This window comes from Pseudomonas sp. B21_DOA (assembly GCA_030544685.1).
Classification (GTDB): Bacteria; Pseudomonadota; Gammaproteobacteria; order Pseudomonadales; family Pseudomonadaceae; genus Aquipseudomonas; species Aquipseudomonas fluorescens_AO.
In genome coordinates this window covers 4,576,945-4,594,392 of sequence record CP086683.1, presented here as the reverse complement: position 1 = coordinate 4,594,392, position 17,448 = coordinate 4,576,945, and the positions used below count along the sequence as shown (strand labels likewise).

The following is a 17,448-nucleotide window of genomic DNA, read 5'->3' as shown; positions in this document are numbered from 1 at the left end:
ATTGATGGTGTTGGAAGATTTTGCGCCTGTCGCCAGTTGAATGTGGGAGTGGGCTTGCTCACGAAGGCGGCGGTACGGTCAGCAGTGATGCTGCCTGACCCGACGCTTTCGCGAGCAAGCCCGCTCCCACAGGGGATTGATGGTGTTGGAAGATTTTGCGCCTGTCGCCAGTTGAATGTGGGAGTGGGCTTGCTCACGAAGGCGGCGGTACGGTCAGCAGTGATGCTGCCTGACCCGACGCTTTCGCGAGCAAGCCCGCTCCCACAGGGGATTGATGGTGTTGGAAGATTTTGCGCCTGTCGCCAATTGAATGTGGGAGTGGGCTTGCTCACGAATAGGGCAGCAAATTCAGTGCAGATGGTTGAGTTGACGCCGTTTGATGCCTAGCCCCTGCCCACCCGCCACAAATACCACGCCGCCACCGTGCGATACGGGCTCCAGGCTCGGCCGATTTCGATCATTTCTTTGCGTGTCGGCTGGATTTCCAGGCCTTTCAAACGTCGATAACCCTCGCGCACGCCAAAGTCATCGGCGGGGAGGATGTCCATGCGTTCGAGGCTGTAGATCAGCAGCATTTCCACTGTCCAGCGACCGACGCCGCGCAGACTGGTGAGGCGTTCGATCAGCGTTTCATCGTCCATCGCCCGCGCAGTCGGGTAATCCGGCACCACGCCATCCAGCGTCGCCTGGGCAATCCCCTGAATCGTGGCGATCTTGCTCGCTGAAAACCCGCAAGCACGCAGGCGCTCGACATCAGTAGCCAAAATCTGCTCCGGACGCGGAAACGCCTGTCCGGGAAACAAACCCACCAAACGCCCGAGAATCGCATCGCCAGCCTTGGCGTGCAGTTGCTGATAGGCAATCGCGCGGACCAGCGACTCATAGGGATCGCGCGCCGGATGTGGCTGATGCAAACACGGGCCAACCGCGCGGATATGGCGTTGCCAGTCAGCGTCTGTAGCGGCCAGAAAAGCGCTGGCCAGGTCATACCCGTCAGCCATGCTGCCGTGAACCGGTCGTACTCATCCAGATCCCCTTTTTGCCTGATGGATTGCATGCTTCAAAAAGCCAGTTGTTGAGTCATTTGCAGTGCAGCGTTCTCCAGCCTGAGCAGAAACGCCTTGCGCGGTTGTCCGCCACCATAGCCGGTCAGCGAGCCGTCTGCGCCAATCACCCGGTGGCACGGCACCAATATCGAAAGACGATTGTGCCCATTGGCCAGGCCGACCGCACGGCTGGCGCCGGGTTTGCCCAGCCCGGCGGCGATAGCGCCGTACGTGCTGGTGTGGCCATAGGGGATTTGCAGCAGCGCCGCCCAGACCTCGCGGGCGAACGCGCTGCCGGGCAGATGCAGTGCCACGCTGAATTGTGTGAGTTTGCCGGCGAAGTAATCCGCCAGCTCCACTTCGATCTGCTGCAAATGCGCGTTGTGCCCCGGCGCGACGGCGTAGCCATAACGGTTCTGCAGGGCTTCGACCTCGCGGGTCAGCGCCGGGCGATCAAGAAACTCCAGCAGCACCAGTCCGCGACGTTCGGCCATGGCGATCATCGGCCCCAGCGGCGTGGTCAGGCGGGTGAACAGCAACGGCTCACTGTTGGCGGCGCGGCCAGGGGTGATGTGGAAAGATTTCTGAAACGCGTCGCGAAAACCGCTCAGCGATTCATAGCCGGAGTCGAACGCGGCGTGATCGATCGACGTGCCTTGCCTGATTCCGCCCAAGGCCATGCCGAGGCGACGGGTGCGCAGCCAGGCGTGGAAGGTCATGCCGAAATGCTGTTTGAACCAGCGCCGCAGCTTCAGCGGTTCGATGCCTTCAGCAAGCAATTGCGCATCGCTCCAGCGCCGTTCCGGATCGGCGTCCACTACGTTGAGCAGGCGCTGCACCCAATCCGGGGCGATGGCGGCCGCGTCCAGCGGTTTGCAGCGCAGGCAGGCGCGATAACCGGCGCACAGGCATTCGTCGGCGTGGGCGAAGAATTCGACGTTTTCCGGTTTCGGCTTGCGCGCCGTGCAACTGGGGCGGCAAAAGATCCCGGTGGTTTTAACGGCCGTGAAGAACACGCCTTCATAGGCAGTGTCGCGCTCGAGCATGGCGCGAACCATTTCGGCGTGGGGCGGCAGGACAGCGGCTGGTATGTTCATGGGCTGAGAGTAAATCCGCTTTGTCGATGGCTCCACCGAAAAATCGACAGTGAATTTTTTCGCTTGTGCCGCACAATGAGCGGATCGCCGCTTTCAAGGAAGCCAGCCCATGCATCCGTTTTCCATTCAGCACATAGACCATATCGTCCTGCGCGTTGCTGACCTGCAACGCAGCATCGATTTCTACGGCAAAGTGTTCGGCGCCGAAGTGGTCAGGCATAACGCTCCGCTGGGGCTGGTGCATTTGCGGGCCGGCACGTCGATGATCGATCTGGTCGACCTGGCGGGCGAGCTCGGGCGCAAGGGCGGCGGCGCAGCGCAGGCCCACAAGCGCAACGTCGATCACTTCTGCCTGCGCATCGAGCCGTTCGACGAAGCCGCGCTCAGTGCTCATTTGCAATCCTTCGGGCTGACCGTGGAAAAAGCCGCCAGACGTTTCGGCGCCGAGGGCTATGGCCTGTCGTTGTACTGTTTCGACCCGGACGGCAATCAGGTCGAACTCAAGGGCGCGTCCGAGATTGCTCAGCCAGACGTTTCCTGAAGCAACAGTTCGCTCACTTGCGCCAGCGCCGAGCGGTCGTTTTGCGGTTGTTCAGATGCTTGCTCGAACAGCGCCAGTTGCCGATCGGCGCTGGTGCCGCTGGCGATGACCGCGCGAGCCTGATCGAACAACTGCGCCGCGCCCAAGGCCTGCGCGGTATCGGCGAAGCGCTGCTCGGCCAGCTCCAGCCACTGCGCGATCGAACAGTCGCCGTCGATGCCTTCGACCAGAAAGCGCGCATGAGTGCCCAGGCGTTTGGCCCGCCAACGATTTTCTTCCAGCATCGAACGCGCGGTCTGGTCATACAGCAATCCAGGGCGCCGCTGCGCGCTGGCGTGGGCCACCAGTACACGGAAAAACGCTGCCAGGGTCAGCGCGTCGTCGACCCAGGGGCAAGCGTCTGTCATACGCAGTTCGAGCGTCGAAAAACGCGCCGACGGACGCACGCCCCACCAGCACTCGGCGGGCTGCGTGATCGCACCGATGCGCGTGAGAAATGCCACGTGCTCATCGTAATGGCGCTGATCGGCAAACAGCGGCGGGATGCCCATGCGCGGCCACTCGTCACACGCCGTCTGCCGATAACTCATGAAACCACTGGCGACGCCATTCCAGAGGGGCGAAGAACAACTCAATGCCAACAGCAGCGGCGTCCACGGCAGCACTTCATTCATCACCGCGATGCGGTCCAGCGGCTGCGCGACCTCGACGTGCACGTGCAGACCTGACACTACGCTGCGCCGCGCGACATGACCGTAGCGTTCGAATAAGCCCTGGAAATGTTCTTCTTCGGTCGGCATCTGTGCTCGCCAGTCAGCCAGCGGATGGCTGCCGGCGCTGAGCACGCCCAGACCAAACGGCGCAAGCGCTGCGCGCAAGGCCTGACGGCTGCCACGCAAGAAATCGCCGGCATGCTCAAAGTCGCTGAACACCGGCGAAGCCACCTCTATCTGCCCCTGAAACATCTCCGTGGCAAACCACGCGCCCAGCGCCGCACGACATGCCTCGATGGCCGGCTGCGAAGGGCTGCCGACCATGCGCAGGGTCTGCAGGTCGGTCAGGAAAAATTCTTCTTCGATGCCAAATCGCGGGCTGGTCATGGCGCTGCTCGAGCGACTGTTTCTCATGGGAACCGCGCGCGGCAGCGGTGGTTCACGCCAGGCGACCAGCGCCGCGAAATGCACCGTTGGTCTTTTCCATTGCACTTGGAAAGCCCGTGGTTTTCAAAAAAGGTCCTACCAATGTGCTCTGGAGGCAGACATGAACAACCCGTCCAGCAACGACAAAGCGCTCAACGAAACCCTCAATCCCAACGACGACGGCTTCGTCATCGGCACCGCCGGGCGCGATGAAGACCCGAACGCCACCACCGACTGGGATGTGAGCCGCGACAACGAAGATGTCATGACACCTGACGATACTCGCGGTCTGCCGGGTTATCCCGGTGCCGAAGAGAACAACCCATCGAAACCCGTTCCCGACAGCAGCGTGCCGGCCAATGGTGATCCGTCCGTGCAGAACGACAGCGCCGACTAAACTCGCACTAGCGCCGACAGAGCCGAAGGAGGCCTTTATGAACCATCCGATGCGCAAATGCGCACTGGTCGCCTTGACCCTCTCGGTCGGCATTGGCCAGGCGTACGCCGAACAAACCAAACGGGTCGACGTGATGCTGGTCGGCGGCGGCATCATGAGCTCGACGCTGGCGGTCTGGCTCAGTGAACTGGAGCCGGGCTGGTCGATGGAAATGGTCGAGCGTCTGGACCAGGTCGCCGAGGAAAGCTCCAACGGCTGGAACAACGCCGGCACCGGCCACTCGGCGCTCGCCGAACTCAACTACACGCCGGAGAAGGACGGCAAGGTCGACATCACCAAGGCTGTCGAGATCAACGAGGCGTTCCAGATCACCCGCCAGTTCCTCGCCTGGCAGGTGAAAACCGGCGTGCTGAAGAATCCGCGTTCGTTCATCAACTCCACGCCGCACATGAGTTTCGTCTGGGGCGATGACAACATCCGTTTCCTCAAGAAACGCTACGAGGCGTTGCAGGCCAGCCCCTTGTTCCGGCCGATGCAGTATTCCGAAGACCCGGAGCAGATCAAGCAATGGGTGCCGTTGATGATGGAGGGGCGCGATCCGACGCAGAAGATCGCCGCCACCTGGACGCCGATCGGCACCGACGTCAATTTCGGCGAGATCACCCGGCAGTTCGTCAGCCATCTGCAAAGCCGCGACAACTTCAACCTCAAGCTGTCCACGGAAGTGCGCGACATCACGCGCAACGACGATGGCTCGTGGCACGTTGAGTACAAGAACCTCAAGGACGGCACCACGGCCGCCACCGACGCGAAATTCCTGTTTATCGGAGCGGGTGGGGCGGCGTTGCCGCTGCTGCAGAAGTCCGGGATCGAGGAAGCGAAAGACTACGCCGGGTTCCCGGTGGGTGGTTCGTTCCTGGTCACGGATAATCCCGAAGTCGCGCAACAGCACATGGCCAAGGCCTATGGGATCGCTTCGACCGGCGCGCCACCGATGTCGGTGCCGCACCTCGATACGCGGGTGCTCGATGGCAAACGGGTGATTCTGTTTGGGCCGTTCGCCACGTTCTCCACCAAGTTCTTGAAAGAGGGTTCGTATTTTGATCTGCCGGCCAGTACGACCCTGCACAATCTCTGGCCGATGGTTCGGGTCGGCGTGCGCGAGTTCGATCTGGTGCAATACCTCGCCGGCCAGTTGATGCAGTCCGATGACGACCGTTTCGAGGCGCTGCGCACCTACTTCCCCATGCGAAGAAAGAGGAGTGGCGACTGTGGCAGGCCGGCCAGCGCGTGCAGATCATCAAGAAGGATGAACAGCAGGGCGGGGTGCTCAAGCTCGGTACCGAAGTGGTCGCTTCCAAGGACGGCAGCATTGCCGGGCTGCTCGGCGCGTCGCCGGGGGCCTCGACCGCCGCGCCGATCATGCTTGATCTGATGGGCAAGGTGTTCAAGGACAAACTGGCCTCGGCGCCGTGGCAGGACAAGCTGCGCCAGATCGTGCCCAGTTATGGCACGCGCCTGAACGAGCACCCGGACAAGGTCATGGAGGAGTGGCGCTACACCAGCGAAGTGCTGCAACTTACGCCACCACCGGGCATCGATCAGGCCCCGGCGCAAAACCCGCCGGGCAATATCGACGCTGTGCAGCAGAAGAATCTGGACAGCGATCCCGATCTCAAGCCCTGAGATTGGCAGATGTGGCGCGGGTCGAACTTTTTGATCCGGCGCCACTCTGAACGTGTCATAGGGTCGCGGTTCGGCAGAAATAATCGCCCTGGCAGGCAGAAACGCTGTCTGTCGTGATAAATTCCTCCCCACGTCGAGCCCACCCAGAATGGCCCCTGCCGGGTCCCACCAAGAGCGATCTACATGCAAGCAAAGGCCCGTGAGGTTTATGTGCCACCGGTGCTGCAGGATCTGCGGGCCGGCACAGCCGAACTGCACATCGCACTGGAAAAACGCCTTCCTTTTTCTCCGACACCCTCGATACCCCCGCTTTCGAGCGCTTGATGCAGGCCTATTACGGTTTCTATCAACCGCTGGAACAGGCGTTGCTCGCCAGTGGTGCGGTCCCGGACGATTTCAACCTGACGCCGCGTCTGAAGGCTCAAACCCTGCGCGCCGACCTGCGCGCGCTGGGCGCAACCGCTGATGATTTGCCACTGTGTGAGGATCTGCCGGTTATCGACTCCAGCGCTGCCAGCCTTGGCGTTCTGTACGTGCTTGAAGGCGCGACTCTCGGCGGGCAGATCCTGCGACGGGAAATCGCCGCGCGGCTGAATCTGGACGCCGACAACGGCGCCGCGTTTCTCGATGTCTACGGCGCTGCCACGGGGCGGCGCTGGCGCGAGTTCATTGAATACCTGAGCAACCGGCCCATGGCGGCCAGCGAACGCGCGGCCGTGGTCAGCGCAGCACAAACCACATTCAGCTGTTTCGAGCAGTGGCTCGAGCGCCAGGAGGTACTGGCATGAACCCGCAAGACCAACAAGCCTTTGAAGAACTGCTGGCCAACTGTGCCGACGAGCCGATCCGCTTTCCCGGCGCGATCCAGCCCCATGGTTTGCTACTGACCCTGACCGAGCCTGCGCTGCAGATCATTCAGGTCAGTGCCAACGTCGAAACTCTGCTGGCCCGTGCGCCCGAATCGCTGATCGGCCAGCCACTGCACAGCCTGATCGGCGCCGAGCACGCCGCGCAAGTGCTCGAAGCCCTGCAGCAGACGACATTCTCCGAAGCGGCGCCACTGCGTTTCGAGCTCAACGGCACCGCGTTCGAAGGGTTGCTGCATCGCCATCAGGACGTGCTGATTCTTGAGCTTGAGATCCACGTACAGAATTTCCAGCCGCGCAACGTCGCCGGGGTCAAGACTCATCTGGGCCGCATGCTCCAGCGCCTGCAAGCGGCAACCACGCTGCAGGCCCTGTACGACATCAGCGTCAAGGAAATCCAGGCGATGACCGGTTACGACCGGGTGCTCATCTATCGTTTCGAGGAGGAGGGCCACGGTCAGGTCATCGCTGAAGCCTCCGATCCGTCGATGGAAGTGTTCAACGGCCTGTTCTTCCCGGCCTCGGACATTCCCGAGCAGGCGCGCGAGCTGTATCGCACCAATTGGCTGCGGATCATCCCCAACGCCGATTATCAGCCGGTGCCACTGGTGCCGAAGTTGCGCCCGGACACGCAGACACCGCTGGACCTCAGTTTCGCCACGCTGCGCAGCGTCTCGCCGATTCACTGCCAGTACATGAAAAACATGGGCGTGCTGTCGTCGATGAGCATTTCCCTGCTCAAGGGCGACAAGCTCTGGGGCCTGATCAGCTGCGGCAACCGCCAGCCGCTGCACGTGCCGCATGAATTGCGCATGGCCTGCCAGACCATCGGCCAAGTCCTCTCGTTGCAGATCAGTGCGATGGAAACCCTTGAACTGACCCGTCAGCGTGAAGAGAAGGTCGAGGCGCTGGCGCGGCTCAATCAGGCGATGGTCGATTCGCCGCAGAACGTGTTCGACGGCCTCGCCCAGCAGCCGGCGACGTTGATGGCGCTGGTCAATGCCGGTGGCATCGCGATCATCGAAGACAAGCAATTGCACCGCTACGGCAACTGCCCTGAGCCGGAAGAAATTCGCGCGCTGCACAAATGGCTGCAGGCGCGCGGCGAGCCGGTGTTTGCCAGCCATCATCTGTCCAGCGTTTATCCGCCGGCGGCGCAGTATCAGGCGGTGGCCAGCGGTGTGCTCGCCTTGAGCCTGCCCAAACCGGTGGACAACGGCGTGCTGTGGTTCCGCCCGGAAGTGAAGGAAAACATCAACTGGAGCGGTGACCCGCGCAAACCACTGGACCTGGAAAACTCCGACGCCGGCCTGCGCCTGCGGCCGCGTACCTCGTTCGAGATCTGGAAAGTCGAGATGGCCGGGATCTCCACCAAATGGAGCCACGGCGATCTGTTCGCCGCCAACGATCTGCGCCGTTCGGCACTGGAAAATGATCTGGCCCGCCAGGTCCGTCGCGAGCAAGAGGCCGTGCGAGCGCGGGATGAACTGGTGGCGGTGGTTTCCCACGATCTGCGTAACCCGATGACGGTGATTTCGATGCTCTGCGGCATGATGCAGAAAGCCTTCAGCTCGGAGGGGCGCACACTTCGCGGCGCATCTCTACGGCGATCGACACCATGCAGCAGGCCACGGCGCGGATGAATACGCTGCTGGAGGACCTGCTCGATACTTCGAAAATCGACGCCGGGCGCTATTCCATCACACCGCAACCGCTGGACGTCGGGCTGATCTTCGAAGAGGCGCAGTCGCTGCTGTCGCCGCTGGCCCATGACAAGGACATCAGCATTTCCTTCCAGGCCGATCCTGATTTGCGCATCCATGCCGACCCCGAGCGGTTGTTTCAGGTGCTGTCGAACCTGGTCGGCAACGCCATCAAGTTCACCCCACGCATGGGCACCGTCGGCGTACACGCCAAATCGGTGGGCGATGAAATTGTCTTCATCGTGCGCGACAGCGGCGAAGGCATTCCCAAAGAGCACTTGCCGCATGTGTTTGATCGTTACTGGACGGTCAAAGAAGGCAACCCGACCGGCACGGGCCTGGGTTTGTACATCACCCAAGGCATCGTCGAAGCCCATGGCGGCCAGATCGTCGCCGAGAGCGAGCCGGGGCAGGGCAGCGAATTCCGCTTCACCGTACCGCGTCTGGCTTGAGTGCCCCTGTAGAAGCGGGCTTGCTCGCGAAGGCGTCATCCCAGCCAACATAGGGTTGATTGACACACCGCTTTCGCGAGCAAGCTCGCTCCCACAGGTTTTGCGGTAGGCCCGAGATTGCATTTCACACACAACCCGGTGGGAGCGGGCTTGCTCGCGAAGGCGTCAGCCCAGCCAACATAGGGTTGATTGACACACCGCTTTCGCGAGCAAGCTCGCTCCCACAGGTTTTGCGGTAGGCCCGAGATTGCATTTCACACACAACCCGGTGGGAGCGGGCTTGCTCGCGAAGGCGTCAGCCCAGCCAACATTGGGTTGATTGACACACCGCTTTCGCCAGAGGATTCGCATCCTCAGGGGCATTTTCTTCAATACCGCACCCCCGGAGCTCGCTACCGTAGCCACCTCGTTCCTCGTTTGAAGCAGGTGTGCAATGAGTCTGATTCTTTCCATGGCGGCATTTGCCCTGGCCGCTTCCATCACCCCCGGGCCGGTCAATATTGTCGCCTTGAGTTCCGGCGCGCAGTACGGGTTCCGCGCCAGCCAGCGGCATGTCGCCGGGGCGACGTTGGGGTTTGTGCTGTTGCTGGTGCTGATGGGCCTGGGCCTGCATGAGGTGCTGCAACTGTGGCCGTTCATGACGCGGGTGGTGCAATGGGCCGGGGTGGCGTTTCTGTTGTTCATGGCCTGGAAACTGGCCAGCGATGACGGCCAATTGAACACCCGCGAGTCCGGCCGCGCACCGTCGATGCTCTATGGCGCGGTGATGCAATGGCTCAACCCCAAGGCCTGGCTGGCGTGCGTGGCCGGCATGGGCGCGTTTGTCGCTGATGGCGAGGCACGGTTGGTCTGGCAGTTTGCGGCGGTGTATCTGGTGATCTGCTATCTGTCGGTGGGCTGCTGGGCGTATGCCGGGACGTTTTTGCGCGGCTATCTGAGCAACGCGGCGGGGATGCGCTGGTTCAACCGGGTGATGGCGTTGTTGCTGGCGGTGAGTGCGCTTTATCTCCTGATCACCTGATTTTCTGTAGGCGCTGACGAGTGCAGGGGTTTGCATGTACGGCAGATAAAACTCAGCCGCGATACTGCCCCGGCGTCGCCGCCAGATGCTGTTTGAACGCTCGCTGAAAATGCGCCTGATCGGCGAATCCAGCCTCTAGCGCCACATCGGCAATCAACCGCCCGCTGCGCAAGCGCTCGCGGGCGAACTGGATGCGCTGGTTGACCACGAAGGCATGGGGCGTCATCCCGTAACGCTGCTTGAACGCTCGAATCAGGTACGACGGCGACAGCTGCGCCGCTGCGCAGATCGCCTCGAGGCTGAGCACTTCGGTGCAATGTCCCCGGATGAAATCAGCGGCACGTTCCAGCTTGAAGTTAGGCTCACGTATCGGCTGAGCAGCAGGATTCAGACGCAGCTGCAAATCACTGAAAAACTCCACAGCCGCGCTCTGTTTCGCCAGCGCCTCCAACTGATCGTCAACCAACACTTCATATAACCCCATCAACTTGCCGAACAACTCGGCATCGGCCAGATGCGTGTCGGAAAAACGCCGAAACTCCAGCTCAGCGGCAAACCCCAACTGATGCTGCAAATCGGTCAGCCACGGCGTTTCGACATACAACATCACATACGACCACGGCTGATCATCGATCGGATTGCACGCATGCACATCGCCGGGATTCATCAGCACCACGGTGCCGGCCGCCACCTCGTACTGCGCCTGTTCATGCACATAAGTACTGCGCCCGGCGGTGATTGCGCCGATGGAAAAGTGCGCATGGGAATGCCGCGCATAACAGACCTCACGACCATCATCGATCGCCCGCGCTTCGATGAAGGGCAGGGCGTCGTCGCGCCAGAAGCGCGGGGCTTTCTCGGGGTTTTTCGCAGCGGCGTGTTTCATCGTGATCGTCCCGGCAGGTCAGCGTCTGAGTGTATTAGCTCTGGCCCGCGAATGCCTGTTGCAGCGCGGCAACATCGAGTTCTTTCATCTGAAACATGGCCTGCATTGCAGCCCCGACTGTTATAGGCTCTGGGGGACGTGACACCACGGGCGCGATGGAGCTGAACCATGAATATATTTGCCGGCGGATGCCTGTGCGGCGTTGTGCGCTTTCAAGTTTCTGGCGAGCCTTACCGGGTTGGACTGTGCCATTGCCTGGACTGTCGCAAGGTCCACGGCGCGCTGTTTCATGCCTCGGCGATATTTCCTGAGGGCGCTGTGACCATTAGCGGTGAAACCCACGAGTATCAAGGTCGACATTTCTGCCCGCGCTGTGGCTCGTCGGTGTTCAACCGCAGTGGTGATGAGGTCGAGGTGAACCTCGGCGCGCTGGATGCGCCGGATCAGTTGAAACCCACCTATGAGAGCTGGACTGTGCGTCGCGAATCCTGGCTGCCGGATTTTCCGCTGGCCAGGCACTACCGGGGGATCGTGAAGGCAAAGGGCGGGCAGAGGGATAGGGGATTGATTCTTCAGCACGCCTGCGATTTATGTAGGAGTGAGCCTGCTCGCGAAGGTTTTTGTCGAGCGGTGATTTGTTCTGGTTGACCGAGTACATATCTGTTGCTGCGGTAACGGCTGCTTAGGGTTCCGCCCTTACGGCGGGTCACCTTTTTCAAACGCCAAAAAGGTAACCCAAAGGCTTGCTCCTGCGTTCGGCCCTCGCAGGCTCGGGTTCCTTCGCTGCGGGATCGATCCGGGCGCAGCGGCTCCGGTTTGCTTCGCTGCACCTCCTTCCGCTGTGTCTGGCTGCGCCAGACGGTCGCTGCGCTCCCACGCCCGGATCAATCCCTCCACTCAGCCTTCCGACGTCGCCGGTGGATCAAGATCAAGAGCACTCGAGCTTGCGCTCATTGTTGAGTGGGGCGGCTGTGCCGCGGGCAGCTGCGCTGCTTTGCTTTTCTGTAGGAGTGAGCTTGCTCGCGATAGCTATCTTAAGGATACGAATGAGCAGCGGATCTACCCTCATCCCTGTGTGTGGCTTGCCAGCGATGGCGGCCTTCCCGCCGACCAGTCTGTGTCGGATAAACCCGATACCAGCTGTGGGAGCGAGCTTGCTCGCGAAAGCGGAGTGTCATTCGCAGCTAACTAGACTGGAGAGACGCCTTCGCGGGCAAGCCCGCTCCCACAGGGGATCAGTATTTGCCAATATCGCGGTAATCCTTATTGAGGTGATTACCCGCGAATAAACGCCAGCAAATCCGCATTGATCGTCTCTGCCTGCGTCGTTGGCATGCCATGCGGAAAGCCCGGATACGACTTCAGCGTGCCGTTGGGCAGCAGTTTCGCTGACAACGGCCCGGAGTTGGCGTAGGGCACGATCTGGTCGTCCTCGCCGTGCATGACCAGAACCGGCACGGTGACTTTTTCAGGTCTTCGGTGAAGTCGGTCTGCGAGAACGCGACGATGCCGTCGTAATGCGCCTTGGCGCCGCCGATCATGCCTTGGCGCCACCAATTGGCGATGATTCCCTCGGAGGGCTCGGCGCCGGGGCGGTTGTAACCGTAGAAGGGGCCGCTCGGCACATCGCGATAGAACTGTGCGCGATTCGCCGCCAACTGCGCTTGAAAGCCATCGAACACCGATTTCGGCAAACCGCCCGGGTTGCTTTCTGTCTGCACCATCAGCGGTGGTACGGCGCTGATCAATACCGCTTTGCTGACCTTGTCCTGACCATGTCGGGCAATGTAGTGGATCACTTCGCCGCCGCCGGTGGAGTGGCCGACATGCACAACGTTGCTCGTACCCAGATGATTGACCACGGCCAGCACATCGTCGGCGTAGTGATCCATGTCATGGCCGTCCCAGACCTGGCTGGAGCGGCCATGCCCGCGTCGATCATGAGCAATCACCCGAAAGCCCTGCGCGAGAAAGAACAGCATCTGCGCATCCCAGTCATCCGAACTGAGCGGCCAGCCGTGGTGGAAGTGGATTACCGGCGCGTCGCGCGGGCCCCAGTCCTTGTAGAAGATGTCGACGCCGTCTCGAGTGGTGACAAAGCCCATGGGTAATGCTCCTGACTCAAAGGAAGGTCAAACGCGATGTGTCGCGTACCGAAAGTGCAGAGGTACGACGACTCACTGCGAGCCGTTATCAACTGTAGGAGCAAAGTCGCGATCTGCATGACCGCTGGTCACAACGTCTGGCTTCAAGCGCAAATTAGGCTTTGCTGAAAGGGATAAGCGCGGGCGTCCGTAGGTTTTTCCGACCACAGCGACGCCCCTTCGCACCACCGTGAGCCTGAGGAAATCCGCCGATGCTGACCCTGAATATCAATGGCAAGGATCAGGAGCTCGATGTCCCCGCCGACATGCCGCTGCTCTGGGTTCTGCGCGACGTCGCGCACCTGACCGGGACCAAGTTCGGCTGCGGCATGGCCCAGTGCGGCGCCTGCACCGTGCACGTCGACGGCGCGCCATTACGTTCCTGTATCACTCCGGCCACTGCCGTCGCCCATGGGCAGAAAGTCCTCACCATCGAGGGCTTGTCCACCGATGGCTCGCACCCGGTGCAGCAGGCCTGGGCCGAGCTGGACGTGGTGCAGTGCGGTTACTGCCAGTCCGGGCAGATCATGTCCGCCGCCGCGTTGCTGGCGAAAATTCCCAAGCCCACCGACAGCGATATCGATCAGGCGCTCTCCGGCAATATCTGCCGCTGCGGTACCTATCCGCGCATACGCGCGGCGGTCAAACGCGCCGCCGAAATCGGCTGAGTCATTCTCTGGGAGATGAACGATGAACGGTCCGCTATCGCGTCGCGGGTTTCTCAAAGGCAGCGCCGTGCTGGGCGGCGGCCTGATGGTGGCGTTTGTAGTGCCCGGGGCCAATCGTTTTGCCCGGGCGGCAGAAAATCAGAACAAGACCTTCGAGCCCAACGCGTTCCTGCGCATCGCGGCGGACAACAGCGTCACCGTGCTGCTCGGCCATTCGGAAATGGGCCAGGGCATCTGGACCGGCCTGACCATGCTGATCGCCGAAGAACTGGACGCCGACTGGTCGAAAATCAGCGTGCAACACTCGCCAGCCTCGGCGGCCGATTACGGCTTGCCGGCGTTTGGCGGCATGCAGATCACCGGTGGCTCGACCTCGACCTGGATGGAATTCGACCGTTATCGACTGGCCGGGGCGACGGCGCGGCAGATGCTGGTGGAAGCGGCAGCGAAACGCTTCGACGTCGCGCCGTCGACGATCCGCACGGAGTCCGGCGTGGTCATCGCCGGGGACCAACGCGCGACCTACGGCGAACTGGCTGATGCCGCCGGGCAACTGCCGGTGCCGGACCCGAAAACCATCACTTTCAAGGAAGCCAAGGACTGGAAAGTCATCGGCAAACCAACCAAGCGCCTCGACACCCCGGAAAAGATCACCGGCCGCGCCAAGTTCGGCATGGACGTGCAGTTCGAAGGCCTGATGACCGCGATGGTCGCCCGCGCGCCGGTGTTCGGTGCCACGGTGAAATCCTTTGAAGGCGCCGCAGCGCTGGCAATCCCCGGCGTGCACAAGGTGGTACAGGTGCCCAGCGGAGTAGCGGTGGTGGCCGAGCATTTCTGGGCGGCGAAGCTGGGCCGCGATGCGCTGAAGGTTGACTGGGATCTCGGGCCGCTGGCCGACATGAGCAGTGAAAAACTGCTGGAGAGTTTCCGCAAACTGACGGCGACGCCGGGCACTTCCGCCACTCAGGCGGGGGACGTCAAGGCCAATTTCGGCAAAGCCGCGAAGAAAATCGAGGTCGAATACAGCGTGCCGTATCTGGCCCACGCACCGATGGAACCGCTCAATTGCACGGTGAAAATCAGCGCCGGCAAATGCGAAATCTGGACCGGCACGCAATTTCAGACGCTGGACCAAATGGTCGCCAGCAAGATCACCGGGCTCAAGCCCGAGCAGGTCGAAATTCACACCGAATTTCTCGGCGGTGGCTTCGGTCGCCGTGCCAATCCGACTTCGGATTTCGTCGCCGAAGCCGTGCAAGTGGCGAAAGCGGCGGGCCTGCCGGTGAAAACCGTGTGGGCGCGCGAAGATGACATTCGCGGCGGCTACTACCGCTCGATGTATCTGCACAAGGCGCAGGTCGGACTGGGTGCTGATGGTTTGCCGATGAGCTGGCAGCATGTGCTGGTCGGTCAGTCGATCATGGCCGGGACGATGCTCGAGGCAGCGATGGTCAAGAACGGCATCGATGCGACGTCGGTCGAGGGCGTGGCTGACAGTCCGTATATCAAGGATCTGCCTCATCATCAGGTCGATCTGCACTCGCCGCAGACCGGCATCAATGTGTTGTGGCTGCGTTCGGTGGGCCATACCCACACGGGTTTCGTCATGGAATCGCTGATCGATGAACTGGCGACGGCGGCGGGCAAGGATCCGGTGGAGTACCGGCGAACGTTGCTCAAGGCGCACCCGCGCCACCTCGGCGTGCTCAATCTGGCGGTGGAGAAGGCCAATTGGGGCGCACCGTTGCCGGACGGGCATGCCCTCGGCGTGGCGGTGCACGAGTCGTTCGGCAGCTACGTGGCGCAAGTGGCGGAGGTGTCGCAGGACAATCTGGCGATCCGCGTGCATCGGGTGGTCTGCGCGGTGGACTGCGGCATTGCGGTGAATCCGCAGAGCATCGCCGCGCAGATGGAATCGTGCATCACCTTCGGTCTCGGCATGGCGTTGCACAGCAAACTCACCGTCAAGGACGGCGGCGTCGTGCAGTCCAACTATCACGATTATCAGGTGTTGCGGCTCAACGAAATGCCGGTGGTGGAAGTGCATATCGTCCCCAGCAGCGAAAAACCCGGCGGCATCGGTGAGCCCGGCGTGCCACCGACCGCGCCGGCCGTGGCCAACGCAGTGTTCGCCTTGACCGGGCAACGCCTGCGCGAACTGCCACTGCAACTGTCGGGGGTGTGAAATGAAACGACATCTTGTGTTGGGCACCGTCGTTTTGCTTGGTCTCGGTGGCTACGCCTCGGACCTGTTTGCCGAAGATCAGGAAGCTCTGAAAGCCTTCGCCACGGTGCAGAAAGTGTTCCAGAGCCCGCGCTGCCAGAACTGCCACATTCCCGGCGATTCGCCGTTGCAGTTCGACGCCGGCATCCCCCACGCGATGAATGTGGTGCGCGGCATGGACGGCAAGGGCGCCGCCGGTTTGCCATGCGCGACCTGCCACGCCGAAAGCAACCCGCCGGCCAGTTACGGCCCTCACGCGCCGCCGGGTGCGCCGCACTGGAGCCTGCCACCGGCGGCGCACAAAATGGCCTGGATCGGCCTGCCCTCGGACAAGCTCTGCGCAATGATCAAGGATCGCGCAAGCAACGGCGATCGCGACTTCGCCGCCCTGTTAAAACACGTCAGCGAAGACAAGCTGGTGCTCTGGGGCTGGAATCCCGGGGCAGGGCGCGCGCCGGTACCGGTCCCGCACGACATTTTCGTCGCGCAATTCAAGCTGTGGGCCGATGCCGGCGGGCCGTGCCCGGTGGCGCAAATGTGAAGCCTCGGCGATTTAGCGCTACGCTGAACGCATGACTGTCTACGGAGTGTGCGCATGCTGGTGCCCGGAAAACCTGCCAACGAAGCTGCACGTATTGACGCGTTGCATGGCCTCAACCTCGACTCGGCCCCCGAAGAGCGCTTCGATCGCCTGACGCGCCTTGCCAAGCGCTTGTTCAACGTGCCGATTGCCCTGGTCACGCTGGTCGACAAGGATCGCCAGTGGTTCAAATCCTGTGTGGGGCTGGATGTCAGCGAGACGTCGCGCGACGTCTCTTTCTGCGGCCATGCAATTTTGCAAAACGAGCTGATGCTGGTCCCCGATGCGCTGGAGGATGTGCGCTTCCATGACAATCCGCTGGTCACCGGCGCACCGAATATCCGCTTTTACGCCGGCTATCCGCTGACCGTGCCCGACGGCAACAAAATGGGCACCTTGTGCCTGATCGATACCAAGCCTCGCCATCTCGACGACGAAGAGCGCGCGCTGCTGCGCGACCTCGCCGAGATGGCCGAGCAGGAGCTGATGGCGGTGCAAATGGCGAGCATGGATGAGCTTACGCTGTTGTCCAATCGCCGTGGTTTCAAGCAACTGGCCCAGCATGCACTGGATGCTTGCGCGCGCCTGAATCGCCCGGCGACGCTGCTGTTTTTCGACCTCAACGATTTCAAGCAGATCAACGATCTGTACGGGCATGCCGAGGGCGACAGTGCGCTGAAAACCTTCGCCGATGTGTTGCGCATTGCCTTTCGCGAGAGCGACGTGGTCGGGCGCTTGGGCGGCGATGAGTTCGTCGCGTTGCTGACCGGCTCCAGCCACGTCGAAACCACACGGATCATGGCGCGGCTCAAGGAAATTCTTGAAGAGCGCAACGCCACGTTGCACCGCGGTTATGCGATTCGTTTCAGCGTCGGCCAGATCGAATACGACCCCACGCGACACGAAACCGTCGACCGCCTGCTGGCCGATGCGGATGGCGCGATGTATGCGCACAAACAGGCGTTGAAAGGCTGCTAGTCCTGGCGCGAATCCTTTGT

The 17,448-nt window shown here is 61.7% G+C and carries 11 protein-coding genes and 5 pseudogenes; 11 read left to right on the top strand and 5 right to left on the bottom strand.

Annotation, left to right across the window (positions count from 1 at the left end):
* Window positions 1–383: 383 nt before the first annotated feature.
* Both LJU32_21175 and LJU32_21170 read right to left on the bottom strand, forming a co-directional pair.
* A complete protein-coding gene (locus tag LJU32_21175; GenBank protein ID WKV88045.1) occupies window positions 384–1,001 on the bottom strand; it encodes a DNA-3-methyladenine glycosylase in 618 nt (205 codons plus the stop codon).
* Between the two features lie 59 nt (window positions 1,002–1,060).
* The gene (locus LJU32_21170) at window positions 1,061–2,143 is read right to left on the bottom strand and encodes a trifunctional transcriptional activator/DNA repair protein Ada/methylated-DNA--[protein]-cysteine S-methyltransferase (GenBank protein ID WKV88044.1); all 1,083 of its coding nucleotides are present in this window, start codon (window positions 2,141–2,143) and stop codon (window positions 1,061–1,063) included.
* Between the two features lie 109 nt (window positions 2,144–2,252).
* Between LJU32_21170 and LJU32_21165 the strand changes: the two genes are divergently transcribed.
* Window positions 2,253–2,684 carry a VOC family protein gene (locus LJU32_21165; protein WKV88043.1) on the top strand — a complete coding sequence of 144 codons (432 nt, stop codon included), beginning with the start codon at window positions 2,253–2,255 and terminating at the stop codon, window positions 2,682–2,684.
* Here LJU32_21165 and LJU32_21160 read toward each other — a convergent pair.
* On the bottom strand, window positions 2,666–3,784 hold the full coding sequence (locus tag LJU32_21160; GenBank protein WKV88042.1) for a carboxylate-amine ligase: 1,119 nt from the start codon (window positions 3,782–3,784) through the stop codon (window positions 2,666–2,668). The genes LJU32_21165 and LJU32_21160 overlap by 19 nt on opposite strands.
* 160 nt (window positions 3,785–3,944) lie before the next feature.
* Here LJU32_21160 and LJU32_21155 point away from each other — a divergent pair, with 160 nt between their 5' ends.
* The 5 genes and pseudogenes from LJU32_21155 (at window position 3,945) to LJU32_21135 (ending at window position 9,948) form a co-directional block, all read left to right on the top strand.
* Window positions 3,945–4,220: a hypothetical protein gene (locus LJU32_21155; GenBank protein WKV88041.1), complete on the top strand. Its 276-nt coding sequence runs from the start codon at window positions 3,945–3,947 to the stop codon at window positions 4,218–4,220.
* 37 nt (window positions 4,221–4,257) lie between these two features.
* A pseudogene (gene mqo, locus LJU32_21150) lies at window positions 4,258–5,906 on the top strand (malate dehydrogenase (quinone)).
* Between the two features lie 183 nt (window positions 5,907–6,089).
* Window positions 6,090–6,694: pseudogene (locus tag LJU32_21145) on the top strand (biliverdin-producing heme oxygenase).
* Window positions 6,691–8,927, top strand: a pseudogene (locus tag LJU32_21140) (GAF domain-containing protein). Before LJU32_21145 ends, LJU32_21140 begins: the two co-directional pseudogenes overlap by 4 nt.
* Window positions 8,928–9,360: 433 nt before the next feature.
* A complete protein-coding gene (locus LJU32_21135; GenBank protein ID WKV88040.1) occupies window positions 9,361–9,948 on the top strand; it encodes a LysE family translocator in 588 nt (195 codons plus the stop codon).
* 52 nt (window positions 9,949–10,000) lie between these two features.
* On the opposite strand, the gene LJU32_21130 is transcribed toward LJU32_21135, so the two are convergent.
* Window positions 10,001–10,834: an AraC family transcriptional regulator gene (locus tag LJU32_21130; GenBank protein ID WKV88039.1), complete on the bottom strand. Its 834-nt coding sequence runs from the start codon at window positions 10,832–10,834 to the stop codon at window positions 10,001–10,003.
* A gap of 168 nt (window positions 10,835–11,002) precedes the next feature.
* Between LJU32_21130 and LJU32_21125 the strand changes: the two are divergent.
* Window positions 11,003–11,394, top strand: a pseudogene (locus tag LJU32_21125) (GFA family protein).
* 715 nt (window positions 11,395–12,109) lie between these two features.
* Here the strand turns inward: LJU32_21125 and LJU32_21120 are convergent.
* Window positions 12,110–12,939, bottom strand: a pseudogene (locus LJU32_21120) (alpha/beta hydrolase).
* A gap of 251 nt (window positions 12,940–13,190) precedes the next feature.
* On the opposite strand from LJU32_21120, the gene LJU32_21115 reads away from it, so the two are divergent.
* Genes LJU32_21115 through LJU32_21100 form a run of 4 tightly spaced genes read left to right on the top strand, consistent with a single transcriptional unit; the run spans window position 13,191 to window position 17,428 of the window.
* Window positions 13,191–13,646, top strand: coding sequence for a (2Fe-2S)-binding protein (locus tag LJU32_21115; GenBank protein WKV88038.1), 456 nt, complete (start codon window positions 13,191–13,193; stop codon window positions 13,644–13,646).
* Window positions 13,647–13,668: 22 nt separating this feature from the next.
* Complete coding sequence (locus LJU32_21110) at window positions 13,669–15,831, top strand: xanthine dehydrogenase family protein molybdopterin-binding subunit (protein ID WKV88037.1); 2,163 nt, start codon at window positions 13,669–13,671, stop codon at window positions 15,829–15,831.
* Window position 15,832: 1 nt separating this feature from the next.
* A complete protein-coding gene (locus LJU32_21105; protein WKV88036.1) occupies window positions 15,833–16,411 on the top strand; it encodes a hypothetical protein in 579 nt (192 codons plus the stop codon).
* 54 nt (window positions 16,412–16,465) lie between these two features.
* Window positions 16,466–17,428, top strand: coding sequence for a sensor domain-containing diguanylate cyclase (locus LJU32_21100; protein ID WKV88035.1), 963 nt, complete (start codon window positions 16,466–16,468; stop codon window positions 17,426–17,428).
* Window positions 17,429–17,448: the final 20 nt, after the last annotated feature.